20 protein-coding genes, 1 tRNA gene and 1 pseudogene are annotated in these 17544 nt (G+C 64.5%); 10 read left to right on the forward strand and 12 right to left on the reverse strand.

Annotated features, from left to right (window positions below; genetic code table 11):
• The first annotated feature begins 51 nt into the window (after positions 1 to 51).
• Both AB7531_RS37050 and AB7531_RS37055 read left to right on the forward strand, forming a co-directional pair.
• Positions 52 to 552, forward strand: coding sequence for a hypothetical protein (locus AB7531_RS37050; protein WP_063985468.1), 501 nt, complete (start codon positions 52 to 54; stop codon positions 550 to 552).
• An 11-nt stretch (positions 553 to 563) separates the two neighbouring features.
• On the forward strand, positions 564 to 1037 hold the full coding sequence (locus tag AB7531_RS37055) for a hypothetical protein (RefSeq protein ID WP_063985469.1): 474 nt from the start codon (positions 564 to 566) through the stop codon (positions 1035 to 1037).
• A 142-nt stretch (positions 1038 to 1179) separates the two neighbouring features.
• Here AB7531_RS37055 and AB7531_RS37060 read toward each other — a convergent pair whose 3' ends face one another.
• Positions 1180 to 1779, reverse strand: coding sequence for a TetR/AcrR family transcriptional regulator (locus AB7531_RS37060; RefSeq protein WP_063985470.1), 600 nt, complete (start codon positions 1777 to 1779; stop codon positions 1180 to 1182).
• Positions 1780 to 1950: 171 nt separating this feature from the next.
• Between AB7531_RS37060 and AB7531_RS37065 the strand changes: the two genes are divergently transcribed.
• Positions 1951 to 2328, forward strand: coding sequence for a tautomerase family protein (locus AB7531_RS37065; protein WP_063985471.1), 378 nt, complete (start codon positions 1951 to 1953; stop codon positions 2326 to 2328).
• Between the two features lie 34 nt (positions 2329 to 2362).
• On the opposite strand, the gene AB7531_RS37070 is transcribed toward AB7531_RS37065, so the two are convergent.
• Both AB7531_RS37070 and AB7531_RS37075 read right to left on the reverse strand, forming a co-directional pair.
• Positions 2363 to 3292, reverse strand: coding sequence for a CobW family GTP-binding protein (locus AB7531_RS37070; protein ID WP_063985472.1), 930 nt, complete (start codon positions 3290 to 3292; stop codon positions 2363 to 2365).
• Between the two features lie 4 nt (positions 3293 to 3296).
• Positions 3297 to 4787: an amidohydrolase family protein gene (locus AB7531_RS37075; RefSeq protein ID WP_063985473.1), complete on the reverse strand. Its 1491-nt coding sequence runs from the start codon at positions 4785 to 4787 to the stop codon at positions 3297 to 3299.
• A gap of 185 nt (positions 4788 to 4972) precedes the next feature.
• Between AB7531_RS37075 and AB7531_RS37080 the strand changes: the two genes are divergently transcribed.
• Together AB7531_RS37080 and AB7531_RS37085 are read left to right on the forward strand one after the other, a co-directional pair.
• Positions 4973 to 6067 (forward strand): tetratricopeptide repeat protein, encoded by a 1095-nt coding sequence (locus AB7531_RS37080; protein WP_084795304.1) that lies wholly within the window; start codon positions 4973 to 4975, stop codon positions 6065 to 6067.
• The gene (locus AB7531_RS37085; RefSeq protein WP_341850541.1) at positions 6001 to 6720 is read left to right on the forward strand and encodes a HigA family addiction module antitoxin; all 720 of its coding nucleotides are present in this window, start codon (positions 6001 to 6003) and stop codon (positions 6718 to 6720) included. The genes AB7531_RS37080 and AB7531_RS37085 overlap by 67 nt, the downstream gene beginning before the upstream one ends.
• On the opposite strand, the pseudogene AB7531_RS37090 reads toward AB7531_RS37085, so the two are convergent.
• The 4 genes and pseudogenes from AB7531_RS37090 to AB7531_RS37105 form a co-directional block, all read right to left on the reverse strand.
• Positions 6656 to 6937 (reverse strand): annotated as a pseudogene (locus tag AB7531_RS37090) (2'-5' RNA ligase family protein); the annotation flags it as partial. The gene AB7531_RS37085 and the pseudogene AB7531_RS37090 sit on opposite strands and share 65 nt — an antisense overlap.
• Before the next feature lie 158 nt (positions 6938 to 7095).
• A tRNA-Glu gene (locus AB7531_RS37095) sits at positions 7096 to 7170 on the reverse strand.
• A gap of 139 nt (positions 7171 to 7309) precedes the next feature.
• Positions 7310 to 7900 (reverse strand): DUF2846 domain-containing protein, encoded by a 591-nt coding sequence (locus AB7531_RS37100; RefSeq protein WP_063985477.1) that lies wholly within the window; start codon positions 7898 to 7900, stop codon positions 7310 to 7312.
• Between the two features lie 98 nt (positions 7901 to 7998).
• Positions 7999 to 8343 carry a hypothetical protein gene (locus AB7531_RS37105; protein ID WP_063985478.1) on the reverse strand — a complete coding sequence of 115 codons (345 nt, stop codon included), beginning with the start codon at positions 8341 to 8343 and terminating at the stop codon, positions 7999 to 8001.
• Here AB7531_RS37105 and AB7531_RS37110 point away from each other — a divergent pair.
• The 4 genes from AB7531_RS37110 (at position 8342) to AB7531_RS37125 (ending at position 11822) form a co-directional block, all read left to right on the forward strand.
• The gene (locus AB7531_RS37110; RefSeq protein WP_063985479.1) at positions 8342 to 9349 is read left to right on the forward strand and encodes an RluA family pseudouridine synthase; all 1008 of its coding nucleotides are present in this window, start codon (positions 8342 to 8344) and stop codon (positions 9347 to 9349) included. The genes AB7531_RS37105 and AB7531_RS37110 overlap by 2 nt on opposite strands.
• 216 nt (positions 9350 to 9565) lie before the next feature.
• Complete coding sequence (gene rpoH / locus AB7531_RS37115; protein ID WP_014492123.1) at positions 9566 to 10465, forward strand: RNA polymerase sigma factor RpoH; 900 nt, start codon at positions 9566 to 9568, stop codon at positions 10463 to 10465.
• Positions 10466 to 10799: 334 nt separating this feature from the next.
• Positions 10800 to 11141 (forward strand): hypothetical protein, encoded by a 342-nt coding sequence (locus AB7531_RS37120; RefSeq protein WP_063985480.1) that lies wholly within the window; start codon positions 10800 to 10802, stop codon positions 11139 to 11141.
• Between the two features lie 333 nt (positions 11142 to 11474).
• Entirely contained in the window at positions 11475 to 11822 is a 348-nt protein-coding gene (locus AB7531_RS37125) for a hypothetical protein (protein ID WP_223153852.1), read from the forward strand.
• A gap of 111 nt (positions 11823 to 11933) precedes the next feature.
• On the opposite strand, the gene AB7531_RS37130 is transcribed toward AB7531_RS37125, so the two are convergent.
• The 4 genes from AB7531_RS37130 to AB7531_RS37145 all read right to left on the reverse strand — a co-directional run bounded on the left by AB7531_RS37130 (position 11934) and on the right by AB7531_RS37145 (position 15489).
• Positions 11934 to 12560 carry a peptidoglycan recognition protein family protein gene (locus AB7531_RS37130; protein WP_063985481.1) on the reverse strand — a complete coding sequence of 209 codons (627 nt, stop codon included), beginning with the start codon at positions 12558 to 12560 and terminating at the stop codon, positions 11934 to 11936.
• Positions 12561 to 12594: 34 nt separating this feature from the next.
• Positions 12595 to 13806: a GGDEF domain-containing protein gene (locus tag AB7531_RS37135; protein ID WP_063985482.1), complete on the reverse strand. Its 1212-nt coding sequence runs from the start codon at positions 13804 to 13806 to the stop codon at positions 12595 to 12597.
• Positions 13807 to 14447: 641 nt separating this feature from the next.
• On the reverse strand, positions 14448 to 15059 hold the full coding sequence (locus AB7531_RS37140; protein WP_063985483.1) for a LysE family translocator: 612 nt from the start codon (positions 15057 to 15059) through the stop codon (positions 14448 to 14450).
• Between the two features lie 55 nt (positions 15060 to 15114).
• Entirely contained in the window at positions 15115 to 15489 is a 375-nt protein-coding gene (locus AB7531_RS37145) for a response regulator (RefSeq protein WP_028150703.1), read from the reverse strand.
• A 120-nt stretch (positions 15490 to 15609) separates the two neighbouring features.
• Between AB7531_RS37145 and AB7531_RS37150 the strand changes: the two genes are divergently transcribed.
• Positions 15610 to 16446, forward strand: a complete 837-nt coding sequence (locus tag AB7531_RS37150; protein WP_063985484.1) for an SDR family NAD(P)-dependent oxidoreductase — start codon at positions 15610 to 15612, stop codon at positions 16444 to 16446.
• A 187-nt stretch (positions 16447 to 16633) separates the two neighbouring features.
• Here the strand turns inward: AB7531_RS37150 and AB7531_RS37155 are convergent, their stop codons facing one another.
• A complete protein-coding gene (locus AB7531_RS37155; RefSeq protein ID WP_063985485.1) occupies positions 16634 to 17440 on the reverse strand; it encodes a lytic murein transglycosylase in 807 nt (268 codons plus the stop codon).
• Between the last annotated feature and the right edge of the window lie 104 nt (positions 17441 to 17544).

Below are 17544 nucleotides of genomic sequence, written 5' to 3' on the forward strand. Positions count from 1 at the left end.
CGCAGATCATCAGCGCCAGCTGTGGCGTGAGCTGCAAAGGCCAGAGGCTCAATGCATCAATCGACATATGGCAAGTCCCTCGACCTTCCCGCGCTGTGCGCGGCGGAGCGGCTCTTCATCTGGGGATTTCGGGCCAAGGCACGCAGCGGAAGCGCCGTTCCGACCGCGGCCGATATCCAGCAAGTGTACGACCACTTTCGCGTCGGCGACGCCGTGCCGTCGCTGGAATCCATCATCGAGATCTTCGCTTGCACGGCGCATACGGCCATCGAAGTTCATTGCCCGACCTGTCCGAAGATGTCCGACAGCGAGCATGGAATCTTGCGGGCGATCGCCGCGGCACAGCAGGAACGCATCGACGTCGCGCGCGAGCAGTTCGAGAGCTGGCTGCCGCCGGTCGGTGCCGATTGGGCTCTCGCGCCCGTGCAGGGGCTTGCAACGATCTTCCGCATGGCCGGCCTCATTCTGCCCGACCGACACGTTCAGTCTTTCGACCATGACCGGACGATGGCGATGAAGAGCTGGCTGGTCGGAAGTCCCACGCTGCACTGACGGGATCGTTCATGCTCCACGATACGTGTGGTTCTGCGCCAGTCGAAACAGCCGGCCAGCCGCGGCTCTGTCCGCTCCAGGCCGCGCTTGCGGCGCGTCCCTGCGTCGAGAGCTACGATGAATTTTCCCGCGTTGCGCTGTCGCTGTTCCGATTCATCGGAGCGGCCTATACGACCGGCGCCTCCGATTGCTGGGAAGCGGCCTATCGCTTCGCCGACGAGGCGTCGGGCATCGCCGACAGTCCGCTGCTGGTGGCGCGTGCTGCTGCGCTCGTCAGGATCCTGCGCAGCGGCCGGCCGTGCGAACTGTGCTTCATGCCGCCCTCGTGCCGGCGCCTCTCGCAGGACGAGGCGGAATTGATGCGACTGCTGGCGGTCGCGCGCCGCAACCAGCCGGGCGAACTCGAATCCATCGTTTGCCAGTTCGTCGGGAACGAGAACGAGATCGCGACAACGCGGGCCGTCAACGCGCTTGCCTTGTGCTGACGCTTTGATGGGTTCTAGTCGCATCTCAAGCGACCTTGCGCTATCAACGTCCTCATGGAGACGCAGTGCTCGATGCCCTCCATAAAACCTCCAGACGGCCCCAGGGATCACCACCGCTGGGGTCGTCGTTTTGCGGCCTGACCTAACCGCCCTTCTTGCCGAGCACGAGATCGATGGTGTGAGCCGCGATCTTGCGCAGCTGCGGCTCGTCGCCGAAGGCACGTTCGAGCACGCCAAGGCCGCGCGTCACCGTGATGATGTGCAGCGCTGCGGCCGCGGGATTGCCATTGAACTCGCCGCGCTCTGCGCCTGCCGCCAACGTCTCTTGAACCAGCATGGTGATGCGCGAGATGAGGCCCGCAAAGGCCTGACGCGCGTCTTCATCCAAGCCCTCCCCTTCGGCCGCGCCGAGCTCCATCAATCCGCGCGTGGTCGGACATCCCCGCGGTGGCGAGCCCGAGCGGAAGTTGGTGATGGTCAGGTCGAAAAACGCGGTGAGGCGTTTTCGCAATGAGCCCGCGCCGAGCGCCTTTTGCAGGGCGAGGAGATAATCGCCCGCATAACGCTCATAGGCCTGGAGGAACAGCGCCTCCTTGCTGCCGAAGGCATTGTAGAGGCTGCCGCGCTGAACACCGGCATCGCGCGCGATGTCCGACAGCGACGTGCCGCGCACGCCCTTGCGCCAGAACTGGTCGAACGCGATACGCAGGACGTCGTCGTGGTCGAACTCGCGCGGCCTCAAATCCTGCTCCTCTGCCCGGCAAAAGTATTTGACACGACGTCAATAACGTGTTTTCTCGACATCGTGTCAAAAACTAATTGGGATTGATAGCCCGTTCCGTCAATGGGCCCAACGGCCGGCGCTTGCGTGCGCCCTGGCCGATCGGGCCCGCATGCCAAAAGGGACCCGCCCATGCCTCTCCTTCACATCTCGATGCGCGCCGGCAAACCGGAAGCCTATCGGCAGGCGATCCTCGATGGTTTGTACCTCGCCATGCGCGAGGCGCTGAACGTGCCCGAGGGCGACGAGTTCATGACCATCAGCGAGCATGACGCCTCGAACTTCCGCTGCGGCAATGCCTATGGCGTCAAACGCAGCGACGACGCCGTGCTGATCCAGATCACTGTGTTCGCATCGCGCACGGCGGAGCAGAAGAAGGCGCTGTACCGGCGGATCGCGGAGCTTCTCGGCGAAAACCCGGGCATCCGCTCCGAGGACGTGTTCGTCAACGTGCTCGACGCCCCCGCGGAGAACTGGTCCGTCGGAAACGGCATCGCGCAATTTGCGTGAAGTGAGGGGCGTGCTTCTGGCGTGATCGCTTGCTTCACCCACCCGCAATACACGCCTCCATGATCCCGTCGAGCTCGGCCTTCGAGAGCACGCCGAGTTCGGCGATGAATACGATCCGCGCGCGCGGCACGCCCGGTGCCGGCGCATCGCCGGGCGCGAGCGTCGCGCGGCCGGCGGCGAACTGAAACACCATCTGGCGCCCGGGTTGCTCGACGGTCTCGAACAGGCCTTTTGCGCGCGCAAGCTTTGGCGCCAGGCGGCCGATCGCCTGCTGCAGGCGCGGCAGCGACAGCGGCTGGTCCGAGGTCCAGCTCAGCGTCTCGAAGCGCTCCTCGGACGGCCGTCGTGGTCCAGGGTCGCGCGGCGCGGGCGCACGATTGACAGCCGCGGGAAACAGCAGCACGGACGGAATCTCGCCGTGCCTGGCATCGACCACCACGGCGGGGACGCGTTGCGCGCGGATGGCTTCGCGCATGCGGGCGCCTGCGCCCTCGTCCGCCAGGTCGAGCTTGCTCAGCGCCACGATATCGGCGACGCGCAGCTGCGACCGCATCAGCGCATCATCCAGAGCCGCCGGCAGCGTCGCCGCATCCATCACGCAGAGCACGGTTTCCAGCGGCGCCTCGCGCAGGATCACGGGGTCCATCAGGTTGCGGACGATGTCGGCGGGATCGGCGACGCCGCTGGTCTCGATGACGATATATTCGGGCTTCGGATCGCGCCGAAGCAGCGTCGAGAGCGTGCGCAGGAGATCGCCTTCGAGCGAGCAGCAGATGCAGCCATTGGCGAGGCTGACCACGCCGTCGCTCGCACCCGCGATCAACTCCGCGTCAATGTTGATCGCGCCGAAATCGTTGACGATTGCCGCGATACGCCGTCCCTCCGCGTTCGCCAGCAGATGGTTGACGACCGTGGTCTTGCCCGCCCCCAGAAAACCCGTCACCAGGAGAATGGGGACCGGCATGGGATCAGCCCTCGACGACGGGACGGCGCACGGGGCGGCCGGGCCGCGCTGCCACGTCCAGCACACCATCGCTGATCAGCGGCTGGCCGCTGACGATCAGATGCCGCACGCCTTCCGACGGACGGTTCATCGCCGTGAAGGTCGCGCGGTCCGAGAGCTTCTCGTAGTCGAACACGACGATATCGGCATCGGCGTCCATCGCGAGCCGGCCCTTGGCGCGCATCGCCGGCGTGCTCTGCGACAGGATCTCTGCGGGGATCAGCGCGCATTTGCGCACGCCTTCCAGCAGCGACACGGTCTTGCGCTCGCGCACCCATTCGCGGATGAATTTCGTGAAGCAGCCGGCCGAGCGCGGATGCGAGGTGGCATCATCCGGCAACGGCCAGGCATCGCCGGTGTAGGTCTTGCCGTCCGACGTCGTCCACGGCATCGCATCGGACGCGATCGCGCCGCCGGGATACAGCACCGACATATCGAGCAGATCGCGATGATGCGCATTATTGTCGGTATCGAGGATGTGCCAGAGCACCAGCGAGGACGGCTCTTCGGCCTGCGCCTTCAGCAGCTCCTCGCGATCGCGGAAGCGGTGACCGTCGGTCACGCGCTGCACTGAGTCATAACCGGTGCCGTTGCGCTCGACGAACTGGGGATCACTGAAGAAGGCCGCTGCCAGCACGGTCGAGCCGGTGCCGTAGGGATAGGCCTCGACCGTGATGGGCAAGCCCTGCGCCTGCGCCTTCTCGACCAGCACGCGGCAGCGCTCGATGTCGGTCTTGCTCGACGAGTTGAAATGGCAGATGTGCATGTGCGCGCCGGTGGCGCCGGCATAGCCGATCAGGCGGATATAGGCTTCCGCCGCACTTTCGGGGTCGACGCGCGACATGTAGGCGACGTGGGTGAAGGTCGGCACGTCCTGCCTCGCCGCGAGCTGGCAGACCGCGGTCAGCTCCTGCACGCCGGCACCCGGCGCATAGGCGTTCAGGATGCCGATGCCGATGCCGCCTTCGTTGAGGCCGCGCGAAAGACGCTCGAGGATGCCGGCGACCTCCGCATCGCTCGCCACGTTGTCCATCCAGCGGCGATCGCGCATGGCGTTGCCGAACGCCTCCAGCGAGCTCTCCGCATTCGAGCCGGTCATCGCACCGATGCGCGCAAAGGCCCAGTTGGTGGCGGCGCCGTAGTTCAGCACGCGTCCCTTACGCGCCTGGCGCTCATACCAGGAGGCGACCGGCAGCACGCCGGCCTCGAGATCGAGCGTCGTCGTCACGCCGTCGAACGCCTGCATGCGGTCGGCCGGGATCGACTGGCCATGCGCGTGGAGGTCGATGAAGCCCGGCGCGACCACGAGCCCTGTCGCGTCGATCACCTGCTCGGCGCCGCCGAGGCCCGTGCCGACCGCGGCGATCTTGCCGTCCATCACCGCCACATCGCCAATGGCATCCATCCCGCTCGCGGGATCCACCACCCGGCCGCCAGAGATCACCAAGCCGCTCATGTCAAAACTCCGCATGCTATTGCCAGAACCTCCGAAGGCCCGGCAGCAGCTCCGGAGGCGCGGAGCGCATAGTGCAGATTTTGGGGAGAACGACTACCGCCACTGATGCCGATGCTGCATGCGCTCGCGACCTCGCGGCATGTCTTGCCCGAAGGGCAACGGACCAACAAGCCTCCGGTAGAACGATGGAAAAGATCGCTATAAGGTTGCCGTCGCGGCAGGTCGCGTTGCCTGCGTCGGGATCATCGGCCAAGTGTGTCGTGCAAGGGGGCGAAATGTCTGCAATGTCAAATCAGGGCCTGCGCATCGGCTGCAGGGCAGCTTTGATCATCTTCATCGTCGTCTCGGCGGCAAGCGCGTTTGCGGCCACCCCACAAGACCTGAACGATTGTCAGGACAGCACCGATGTCCCGCGCATGATGGCAGCGTGCAGCAGCCTCTCCCAGGACGCCAGACTACCTCCCGGTGCAAGATCCATGGCATTGCTCAAGCATGGCTTCGGAAATTTTGCACTCGGCAACATGGATGCGGCTCAAGCCGACTTCACCGAGGCGGTCAGGCTCAACCCGAAGAACAACTACGCTCATCACGAGCTGGGACTGACCTTGGCCAAAAAGGGCGACACCACACGCGCAATCGCTTCTCTCACCGAGGCCATCAATCTTGATCCCTCAGGTGCCGCAAGCCGGTTCATTCGCGGGCAGATTTATATGTCCGAGGACAGGCTGGACGAGGCGATCCGGGATTTCACCGATGCCATCAGGCTTGGACCCGACAAGAACACCACCTTTGCCAAAGACCAGGAGGTGAGTCGTCCGGAGGCCGATCGCGTCGCGACTGACTACTACGCGGCCCGGGGAGATGCGTACTATCGGAGAGGCGATTTCAGGGATGCCGCTTCGGACTATGACCGGGAGGCGCGGTTTTCCGATCCCGATGGCTACGGCGTGATTTGGGGATCGGTGGCGCGGATGCAGGGACGATCTGCCGATGCGGGCATCGCGCTGTCTGCTGCACTCGACAAGGGCCAGCTCAGGGATTGGCCGAGAACCGTTGGCGAATTGCTCGTCGGCCGGATCACTCCCGCCGCAGCCCTGGCTTCGGCCAGGAATTCAGATCAAACCTGCGAGGCGCACTATTACGGTGGGATTGTTCAGCTCAAGGCCAACGACACAGTCGCGGCCCGGAACGAGTTTGCGGCCGCGCGAGACGGATGCCCGACCTCGTTTCGAGAGTATCGTGCCGCCATTGCCGACCTGAAGCGATTGCAGGCGCAGTGATCGCAGAGGCGGAGAAAGCGACCGGCAAAATCCTGCGCGAGGAATTTCTCGTTCCGCTCAAACTGACACCCTACGCGATCGCGGCCGCCCTGAACGTGCCGCGCACCCGGATCGGGCACATTGCGCGCGAGGAAAAGCCCGTCACGGCCGATACTGCGCTGCAGCTCGGAAAATTCTTCAAGACTGGCGCTGCGTTCTGGATGAACATTCAGACGCGCTTCGATCTGGAAACGGCCGTCGGCGTGATTATCGACACCCACGAGCACACCGGCATGGCCGAGATCCTTATGAAGAGAGAACACCGAGTTCGATGGTATGCCCTGGGCGAGAAGATCACCTTTAACTCCGCCGAGATCGCCTTCGCCTGCAACATGTTTGCTAGCGACTTGGCGTCGAAGCTACCGACCTTGCCCACCGTGGCCGTGCCATCGACTACGGGGGCAATCGCTGCTCAGCGATTACCTGAACCGGCGGAAAGGCAACGCAATCTGCCACGTCGAACAGCACTTCCATGCTTCGATCAAACGATCGCGCAAAAGCAATCGCGTCATCACGCCGCTCATCGGCGATGCGCAAGCCGAGCGTACAATGCGGCGTCCATGCCCCGGGCCGGTAATGAGGGCGGCAATGCGCCGGGTCGATTGCGGCGCTGACGGAGCTGTGGATGCGGGTTAGCGCCTCATTGGAGTTCGGCTCCGCCCAGAGAACGAGAGGCGAGCCTGCGAACCAACGAATCCGTTTGAACTCGATGCGAAATTGCGCTTCGCCAGCGACGGCCGCCAGCATGGCCGCCCATGCTATCTTTTCGTCGATCGCAGGCGAGTCGTAGATCGCAAATGTAAAATGTGGCCGGTAGCCAAGGGTGCGCATCGAAGGCTCGACTTCGAACGCTACGACCTGATCCCACAGCCGCTCGATCTCACTTGCTGAATTGTTATCGGCTCGAACGTTGATCGCCAATGCCACAAGCGCTCACCCAGCGGGGGGAACAATCAAATCGAGATCAAGGGAAGGTAGCTTCAAGGCAATGGCGCTCCCTAGGGGAATCGAACCCCTGTTTCAGCCTTGAGAGGGCCGCGTCCTAACCGCTAGACGAAGGGAGCGTGAGGGACAGGACATAGCCGCGAAATTTGCCGACGGCAAGCCTCGATGGGGTACGAAAATCCCGGATATGCACGGTCAATGCGGCTCAAGCTTAATTGCGGGGCAGGCCGCCGCGCCCCGCGAAACTGCCGGGAACACTCACGGCTGCTTCAGTTTCTCGATCGCCGCAGCGCCGGCGGCCGGCTCCAGGCGGAACAGGCCCGCGCCCGCAAAGGCTGATTTGAACGGCGAAGAGGACCGGATCTGCTGGCCGCTGCTGCCGGCGAAGGCCTGGTTGAGGAGGTCCTGGCCGATGGCGCCCGTCCGCTGCACCCCGACGCCGAAATAGTAGGTCTTGCCGGCCTCGACGGGGACCTCGACCTCATAGTCCGTCATCGACATCTTCATGTGGGAGGCGATCTTGTGGACGCCCGGCGGCCGGTCGACGAAGAAGAACGTCCCCATGTCGACCTTTCCGACGGACTTGCCGTCGATCAGGATTTCCGACGAGGCTGCCATTCCGCCCATCGCGCCGAAAATGCCCTTCTCGCGCAGGAAATAGAGCCTTGCGTTCCGCGAGCCCGTTGGCTTGGCCTGCGCCGCGGGTTGTTTGGCCGGTGCGGCAAGTCCAGCCTGCCTGGCTGGCGCTGTGGGCTGCCTGGCCGGCTCTGCGAGCGCCGCAAATCCAGCGCATCCGTACGTTCCGACAACGAGTGCAATTGCGACGACGCGCGACTTGATACGTCCCATTCCCAGTCCCAGCCCAACTTCCCAAGCCCAAGAGCTAAATCAGAAGTTGCGCGGCAAGACAAACTGGACCGGAGAACGATCAACAGCCGCGGCCGGCCCTACGGCTCATTGGCAAATTTCAGCTTTCCGGCCGGCTTCAGGGTGTGGGCGTCGAAGGTGCGGATCTCGATGACGCCGCCCACGTCCAGCGTGACCACGAGGCGGTCGCCGGCGACCCCGGTCGAGACGATCCTGGCGCCCTTGGGCAGGGCGGCGGTGACGTCACCGGCCATTTCGGACGCCCTTCCCTCCGACTTGAAAAGGCGGTAGCCCACCGCAATCAGGACGGCGCAGATTGCCAGCGCCGTGGTCAACCCCGCGATCAGCATCATCCGCCGCACCCGCGCGAACAGCGCGGCCTGCTCGGGGCTCGGTTCGGGAACAGCGGTATCAGACGTCGTCATGGATAGCTCAGGCTCTGCGCAAAGGTTGGAAGTTGTCGTCGCCGGCGACGAGGGCTCGGCTCGGCTTGACCGCGTGCTGGCGGCGCACCTCACCGACCTGTCGCGATCGAGGCTGAAAGCCCTGATTTTGGCGGGCGCGGTGAGCCTCAAGGACGCCGCGATCCGCGACCCCGCTTATCACGTCACATCCGGCGATACGATCACAATCGACGTGCCGGAGGCGGCCCCGCCCGAGCCCAAGGGCGAGGATATCGCCCTCGACATCGTGTTCGAGGACGACGACATCGTCGTCCTCAACAAGCCGAAGGGCCTCGTCGTGCACCCCGCGGCCGGCCACGAGACCGGCACGCTGGTCAACGCGCTGATCGCCCATTGCGGCGGCTCGCTCTCCGGCATCGGCGGGGTACGCCGGCCCGGCATCGTGCACCGGCTCGACAAGGACACGACCGGGCTGATGGTGGTCGCCAAGAACGACCTCGCCCATGCCTCGCTCACCGCGCAATTCGCCGACCACGGCCGGACGGGCGCGATGCGCCGCGGCTACATGGCCTTCGCCTGGGGGCTGCCAGGACGCCACCGCGGCACCGTCGATGCGCCGATCGACCGCCACCCGTATGCGCGCGAGAAGATGGCGGTGCGCCAGGGCGGCCGCGAGGCGGTGACGCATTGGGAGCTTCTGGAGAGTTTTGCGGGGCGTGACGGCAAGCCGATCGCCTCCCTGCTCGCCTGCGAACTCGAGACCGGACGCACCCACCAGATCCGCGTCCACCTCGCCCATATCGGCCATCCCCTGATGGGCGACGCCGTCTATGGCCCGCACTTCAAGACCAAGGCGAACCACCTCGGCCCGGAGTCGCAGGCGACTCTGGCCACGCTTGGACGGCAGGCCCTGCATGCCTATTTGCTGGTATTGGAGCACCCGAGAACCGGAGAATTACTCCACTGGGAAGCGCCTCTGCCGAAGGATTTGCTTCTCCTTCAGGGCGCTCTGAAAGCGGCGCTATGACGCAGGCCGCCTTGGAAAAGCGTTACATTACAAAAAGTTATAGCTGCCACACGGGGACGTGACGTCAGCAATCCTTCCCTTTTTGACCCCCCTTGGGGTATATTGCGCTTGCGTTGGAAATGACCAACGGAACATCGCAGCTACGGCCGGCTTTAACACAGCGGTCGTCTGCCTGGCCCGCCGCTATCGGGGGCCTGAACCTTGGAGGGCTTCATCATGGCCCGTACCGCTGCTTTGCCGGTCCTCAATGGAGAATCCGGCCTTTCTCGCTACCTCGCCGAGATCCGCAAGTTCCCGATGCTGGAACCCCAGCAGGAATACATGCTCGCCAAGCGTTGGCGTGAGCATGATGATCGCGACGCGGCGCACCAACTCGTCACCAGCCATCTCCGCCTCGTGGCCAAGATCGCCATGGGCTATCGCGGCTACGGCCTGCCGATCTCCGAGGTCGTCTCGGAAGGCAATGTCGGCCTCATGCAGGCGGTGAAGCGTTTCGAACCCGAAAAGGGGTTCCGTCTCGCCACCTACGCGATGTGGTGGATCAAGGCGTCGATTCAAGAGTACATCCTGCGTTCCTGGTCGCTCGTGAAGATGGGCACCACCGCGAACCAGAAGAAGCTGTTCTTCAACCTGCGCAAGGCGAAGAGCAAGATCAACGCGCTGGACGAGGGCGATCTCCGCCCCGACCAGGTGAAGATCATTGCCAAGCGCCTCGGCGTCACCGACCAGGACGTGATCGACATGAACCGCCGCCTCGGTGGCGACGCGTCGCTCAACGCTCCGATCCGCGATGACGGCGAAGCCGGCGAATGGCAGGACTGGCTGGTCGACAACACGCCCAACCAGGAAGCCATGCTGGCGGAGCACGAGGAGTATGACGAACGCCGTGACGCGCTGAACGGCGCCATGGGCGTGCTCAACCCGCGCGAACGCCGCATTTTCGAGGCTCGCCGCCTCGCCGATGAGCCGATGACGCTGGAAGACCTTGCCGCCGAGTTCGGCGTGTCGCGCGAGCGCGTCCGCCAGATCGAAGTCCGCGCCTTTGAAAAGGTGCAGGCCGCGGTCAAGGGCACGATCGCACGGGCGGAACAGGCCGCACTGGAAGCCGCGCACTAAGCGGGCTTTCGCGGTAGATATTGGCGGATCGACAAGAGGCAGAAAGCCGGCGGCAACGCCGGCTTTTTTGTTTGTGGCGATGCTCTGTTTGAGTGATCCGCCGTGCCTTCTCTGCGCGATGCGACGCGCGCCGTACCTCCACACTCGCTGTCGTGCCCCGGCTTGAACCGGGCGATGACAGCGGTGGTTGTGGCGGAAAGTCTTACCAAGTGAGATCGCCATCACAGTCTCCTTCCCCTGGCCGACATAGAACCGGGCTTGCCTTGAACCCGCGCGTCCGGTCAACCGACCCAGAATGATCGGGCCGGCGGCCTCAACTGAACGGACACCAACCGTGTCGATCATCCTGCAATCCACCGTCGGCGGCTTCTCCGCCCAGTTCATGCGCAAGCTGCCGCTGGTCGAGCAAGCGATGCGCGAGCACGGGCTCGATCCCGCGGAGTTCGTCATCTCCAAGGACTATGCCTCGACCGCGACGATCCCGCTCATGGGCCCGTTCTTCTATAATTACAGCGTGTTCTTCGGCGACGAACAATTCACCGTCACCGAGCCGAACGACATGGTGTTCCTGGACTACTTCTTCAAACGCGTGCTGGCGTCGGACGGCCCGCCGGAATTGCCACGGCGGCCGGGATTGATGCGGCGGCTGTTCGGATGGATGGCGCAGCCGGTTTAGCTCGTCATTCCGGAGCGCGTCATGGATGCTTCCCGCTCAATCGTCCTTGTCGATCACGCTTGCCGCAGGACGCTTGCTGATGTATGTGCTGCCGCCCGGCGCGATATCGCGCCTTTGTTGTTCAGCGCAACCAAGGGAGGCGGCATGAAAAGTAGATCGATACGTTCTGACCGCCGACCTCTTTGATCGGCAATCGGTCATAAGCTGAACGCCGCTTCGCGGCTGTTCTCCATTCATTGCATCTGGCTGCGAGGGGCGCGACGCAACAAGGCGTCGCGCCGTGTCGTCATGTATTTGCGGTTCGTTACACCGCTCATCCACCCGCACAGTCGCGTGGAGAGCGGCTTCTTTCGTGCGTCCTGGTATGTCCAGCGAAACAACTGTCCGGACTGGATCCGGCATGAGCTCTCGGACCAGTTCAATTGGTTCGCGCAGCATCTGCCGCTTCCTGGACGCATCGCGCGTCACTTCAAGCGGCGCGATTCGATCTGGGGCATTTGCTGGTTCGATCCTCAAGCCCGCGAGGCTGTCAGCCGCGCGCGCTACTGCGCTTGGCTGCTCGAGGAGGGTGGCCTGCCGGTGCGCACGATTACAACCTCGCGCCAGCGCGAAGTGATCTGGCGCGACGCGCACCAGATCGTCACGAAGCCTTCCGCCGATCTTCCCAAGGCATTCCCCTGAGCCTGGGAAGACCGGTGGACTTGGGATGGCGATGAGAGCCGATAGCGATCGCTCTCGATGGCCGTCCGGCACCGGAGGTTTCGGCCTTTGGTTGCCGGACGCGCCTGCTCGTCACTCCCCCCAAATCCGCGCCAGCGTCGCGAGCCAGCAGCCTTCGCAATAGCGGGCGTCCTTGTAGTCGATCCAGTTGTGCGCATAGACGTGGTCGAGCGGGATGCCGTAGCGCGCGCGCAGCACCTTCACGAGGATCTTCCAGGCCGCGACCTGCGCCTCGGTCGGGCCCGCGGTGACATCCGGATAGTTGCCGGCGAACTCGACGCCGATCGAGTTGTCGCGCACCACCTGGCGATAGGTCGATCTGTTGTCGATATACTTGTTGTCGTTGCGGTTGGCGCCGTCGCCATGGGTCGGCACGAGATTCTCCGCAACCGCCCAATAAACCGTGCCGTCGGTCTCGACCCACACGGTGACGCCGCGGCGCGTCGGGTTCTTCGATTGCTCCGCCGCGCCACCGCGCGCCGAGCCTGCCGGCCCCTCGGTCTGGTGCACGATGATGTTGCGCCAGGGATGGGCGTCGCGGACATCGCCCCATGGCGCGAGCCAGACCATTTTCAGGCCGGGAATGTCAGGCGTGCCGGAGACGCGCGCGATCTTTGCGAGCTCGGCATCCGTCGCAGCGGCTGGGGTCAACAGAAGAAGGGCGGCGAAAAAAGCCGCGGGCAGGCGGAGGATCATCATACGGGTCCAAGGCGGGCCCAAATCCTAGCAGGCTTCATGCGAATTTGCGCGTGGCCTCGCCGAGCCCGGGCCGCTCAGGCGAGAGCGGCGGAGCCGGATCGTAGACGGCAAAGTCGTTCTTGCCGTTTTTCTTGGCGTCATAGAGGGCGTGGTCGGCATGGGCGATGAGGCGGTCCGGAAACTGGCCGATGCCGCGGTCCCATTCGGCAACGCCGATCGAGATCGCGATCGGGATGTCCCTGGTTGTACAGGCCGCGGCGTCCTGGCGGCAGACCTCAAGCACGCGGCGGGCGATCGCGGCAGCCTCGCGCAGGGACGAGGACGGCAGCACGACGCAGAACTCGTCGCCGCCGGTGCGGGCCAGCATGTCGCCCGGCCGCAGCCGCGTTTGCGCCATCAGGGTGAAGTGCCGCAAGCAGGCATCGCCCGCGGCGTGACCATGGGAGTCATTGATGGCCTTGAAGCCGTCGAGATCGATCACCAGCAGCGAGAACGGCTCGCCGCTGCGCTCAGACCGGGCGCATTCCTCGGACAGGCGCTGCAACAAATGGCGCCGGTTGGCGACGCCGGTGAGATCGTCGAGCAGCGCGAGGTCGGCGACCTCGTTGCGCAGGCGATCCATCGCCATCAGCAGGAAGCCGAAATTGAGCGTCATCGACAGGAACAGGAGGCCCAGCACCATGACGCCATGAGCCTGACCGCCGGCGCGCGCCGAGAAATCGTGGCCGAGCAGATTACCCAGCGTGCGAACCGCAAAGATCCCGATGATGGTGAGGATGACGATGCCGGACAGCCGCGCGCCCGGGCTGACGCGGCCCTCCGGCGGCGCAAGGAGCAGACGCAGCGCCAGCACCAGCGGCAAGGCCTGGCCGAGCGTGTAGCTGAGCATGCGCAGCTGCATGTGCTCGAAGCCGACCATGAAGAACACGACGCCGGCGAGGCTTAGCACCCCCGTTGCGGCCATGACGCGCCATGAGACCGGCCGGTCATAGAAGCGCTGAATGCCCATGGCGGCGAGGCAGCTCGCCGCGATGATACCGGCAGCGCCGACAAGAAGCGGCAGGGGAGAGGCGACGAACAGGCGGACTAGGGCCGTCATCGCGCCGGCGGCGCCGACGAACGACGATGCCATCCAGAACCGCGCGGCCGCAAATTTCGGATAGGAGCGCGTCACGTAGGCCCAGATCAGGCCAAGCGCCAGGAAGTTGACGACGAAGACCGTCCAGAGTGTCGGTACGTTCAGCATGGCGCGTGCGGCACGCGCAGCGTCGCACCCCCCATCTCTGGCAGCCGTTCGTCCATGACCCTTCCCCGCGTTCTTGCGGAGAAGAATGCGCGGATTGCACTTAACGGAACCTCACTGCGATCTGCGAAAGCTCGCCCTTGGTTTTGGATTCATGAACAGTGCGCCGCGATTATCGGATCATTAGGCATGTCGCGGTCTCCCTGCGCGGCCACGCCGATGCGCATCGCGATGCGGATTCGTGGGCAAAAATCACCCGAAAACGCATCTGAGCTGTGGATAACGTAATGACACAGATGTGACAGCACGGGGCAGCCGCCCGCGAATCTGCTGAGTTTGTGGTCGAGGATGTTGCGAGGCTGGCCCTCCGCCGAGCATCCCTCGTGTCGCGTTTAACCATGAACCCTTGAGAGGATACTATGGCTAAGAAAGCGAAGAAGGCGAAGAAGGCGACGAAGAAAAAGGCCAAGAAGGCCGCCAAGAAGAAGTAGCCAGCATGTTCTTTGCCCGGGTGGAGCCTCGCTCCGCCCGGGCGTCGGGTAAGGTCGAGAGAGTTTGAGGATGGCGGGCGCAAGGCCCGCTTTTTTATTGGCCGCACTCTGCTGCGGCGTCTCCCCGCAAGCGGGGAGAGATGAAGGAGAAGCCTAGCGCTCCGCAAACGCCAGCTTGGCACCAAGCGCCGCAAAGCCGGCGGCAAAGCTGCGGCGCAGCCAGGCCATGACACGCGGGCGGGAGATGACGCGATCGCGTACCGACGCCGCACAGAGACCGTAGAGGACGAACACCGCAAAGGTCATAGCCATGAAGGCGCCGCTCAATTCCAGCATCCGCGCCAGCACATGGGCTTCATCCACCGCAATGAACTGCGGCAGAAAGGCCAGGAAGAAGATCGATAGTTTCGGGTTGAGGATGTTGATCAGGAAGCCGGTGACGATGACGCGGCGGCTCGACCGCTCCTTGATCTCGCCATCGACCGCGAGCGCTCCAGTCTCACGCAGCGCCTGCCAGGACATGTAGAGCAGATAGGCGACGCCGCCCCATTTCAGCGCGGCAAAGGCGAGCGCGCTGGTATGCAACACCGCGGCAAGCCCAAGCATCGCAGCTATCATGTGCGGCACGATTCCGAGCGTGCAGCCGAAGGCGGCAGCGATGCTCGCGCGCGAGCCGCGGGTCAGCGCCGCAGCCAGGGTGTAGAGCACGCCGGTGCCGGGCGAGGCGACGACGATGAGCGAGGTAAGCAGGAAGGACAAGGTCATGGGCAGACCCTATCACCGCGCCTCACGGCAAGAAAGCGAGCCCCCGGATCAATCGTCAGGACAGCTGCGCGAGCTCGGCCTCGCGGAGCACGTCGAGCGGAGCCCACGGCTTGGCCCAGAATTTTGCGCCGTCGGGTAACGGCTGCGCCAAGGGACGGCCGGAGGTGACGACGATATCGAGCTTTGGATTGCGGTCCTTGGCGACGTGCGCGAGCTCGACCCCGGTCATGCGCCCCGCAAGCTGGACGTCCGTCAGCATCAGACAGAGCGCGCCGGCGCTTCTGTCGAGCACCCGCTGGGCAGCCTCGGCGCTGTCGCACTGGATGACCTGGTAGCCGCTCTCCTCCAGCAGAAGACTGAGCATCTCCCGTTGCATGACGTCGTCTTCGACGATCAACGCCGTGGCGCGAAATGGTTCTGCCTGTCCCATGGGGCTGCTCCAGTGCTTGCTTGCGTAACCTATGTTAAGGAGCCAGTTCGCCGGTGGTTCAGTTCCATCATGAAAAATGTAGATCATAGTTCCACACGACCGGCTTGACGGGGGGACATCATGACTGCCATTCGCGGCGCCGCCGCCATCACGGGAGCGGCGAGCGGCATTGGCCGCGCGCTGGCGATCGAGCTCGGAAGTCGCGGCTGCGATCTCGCGCTCGCCGACCGCGACGAGGCCGGATTGAAGACGCTCGCCGCCGAGATCGGTGCCGCACGCAAGGTCAGCGTGCATCGCGTCGACGTCAGCGAGCCCGGCGACATCGCGGAGTTCGCGCGTGATGCGATCGCGGCCCATCCCGCGCTCGGCATCGTCATCAACAATGCCGGCGTGGCGCTGATGGGGACGTTCGAGGAGATCGACCAGGCGCAGATGGAGTGGCTGTTCGACATCAATTTCTGGGGCGTGGTGCACGGTACGCGCGCTTTCCTGCCGCACCTGAAGACGCTGGCAGAGGCGCACATCGTCAACGTCTCCTCGATCTTCGGCATCATCGCGCCGCCCGGACAGTCGGCCTATGCCGCCGCCAAGTTCGCGGTGCGCGGCTTTTCCGAGAGCGTGCGGCACGAGCTTGCGGTCGCGGGCAGCCCCGTAAAACTGTCGGTGGTGCATCCCGGCGGCGTCGCCACCGCCATCGCGCGCAATTCGCGCACCGGGGTCGGCGTCACCGACAATGCGCGCCGCGCGCAATCGATCGAGCGGTTCGAGAACGCGGCAAAGACCACGCCGAAAGACGCCGCGCTGCGCATCATCAAGGGCATCGAGAACAACCAGCCCCGCATCCTGATCGGCAACGACGCCCGCTTCATGGACATTTTGCAGCGCTTTCGCCCCGGGACCTATTGGGCGCCGTTGCAGCGGAAGCTGGAGAAGATGGCAAAGGGGACGGCGAAGTAGGCGTGACGCGACGGCATCGCCGCTGCGTGCTCCGCTGTCGCCACACCACCGCTGTCATGCCCCGGCTTGACCGGGGCATCCAGTACGCCGCGGCTTCTCGGTTCTAGCCGCGCCTCCTCTGGAATACTGGATCGCCCGCCCCAGTACGCAAGTGCGCACAAGGCGGGCGATGACACCGAGTATGTGGTCACTGCCCCGCCAGCCGATCCGCAAAATAGCCGATCGTCTTGCGGTAGATCACCGCTCTGTTCCACTCCCGCATCGCCTCGAAATTGGCGGTGCCTTCGCCGTAAGGCTGGCCCATCTTGAAGCCGCTGGTGTGAAGCAGGTTCGCGGTCGAGGCGAGCACGTCGGGCACGCTGTGGCGCAGATCGACGTGGCCGTCGCCGTCGAAATCGACGCCGTATTTGATGTAGGACGACGGCAGAAACTGGGTCTGGCCGATCTCGCCGGCATAGGCGCCGATGAGGTCGCGCAGCGGCAGGTCGCCGCGCTGCACGATCTTGAGCGCGGCGAGCAGCTCGCCCTGGAACAGCTCGGTGCGGCGGCAATCATGCGCGAGCGTGGCGAGCGTGCGGATCACCGGCAGCTTGCCGATGTCGCCCTTGCCGAAATCGCTTTCCAGCCCCCAGATCGCGACCAGGATATAGCGGGGCACGCCGAACTGCTGCTCGATGCGCGAGAGCAGCGCCGCGTGGCGCTGCAACAGTGCCTTGCCGCCATTGATGCGGCCAGGGCCGACGCGGGTCGAGACATACTGTTCAAAGCTCTTGTTGAAGGTGTAGCGCTGGCGCCGGTCGAAGGCGAGCACCGCGCCATCCTGGGCGATACCGCTGAAGGCCGCGCTGGTCACGCTCGCCGAGACGCCGGCTCCTTGCGCCTCCGAGCTCATGCTGGCGACGAAGCTGTTGAAGTCGCCGCCGCAACGCGCGGCCTGCGCCGATCCGCCGGCCAGACAGAGGATGAAGGCGGTGGCCAGGGCGAGTCTCGACATGCGGGAAAATCCTTTGAAGAATGAACGCGGAAGCGCGCGATCATGCCCGGGAACCGGATTCGCGTCAAAGCGGCAGATCCTCGCCAGAACCGATCGTCAGAACC

This window comes from Bradyrhizobium sp. 63_E2_N1_3, from assembly GCF_052076005.1.
GTDB lineage: Bacteria > Pseudomonadota > Alphaproteobacteria > Rhizobiales > Xanthobacteraceae > Bradyrhizobium > Bradyrhizobium barranii.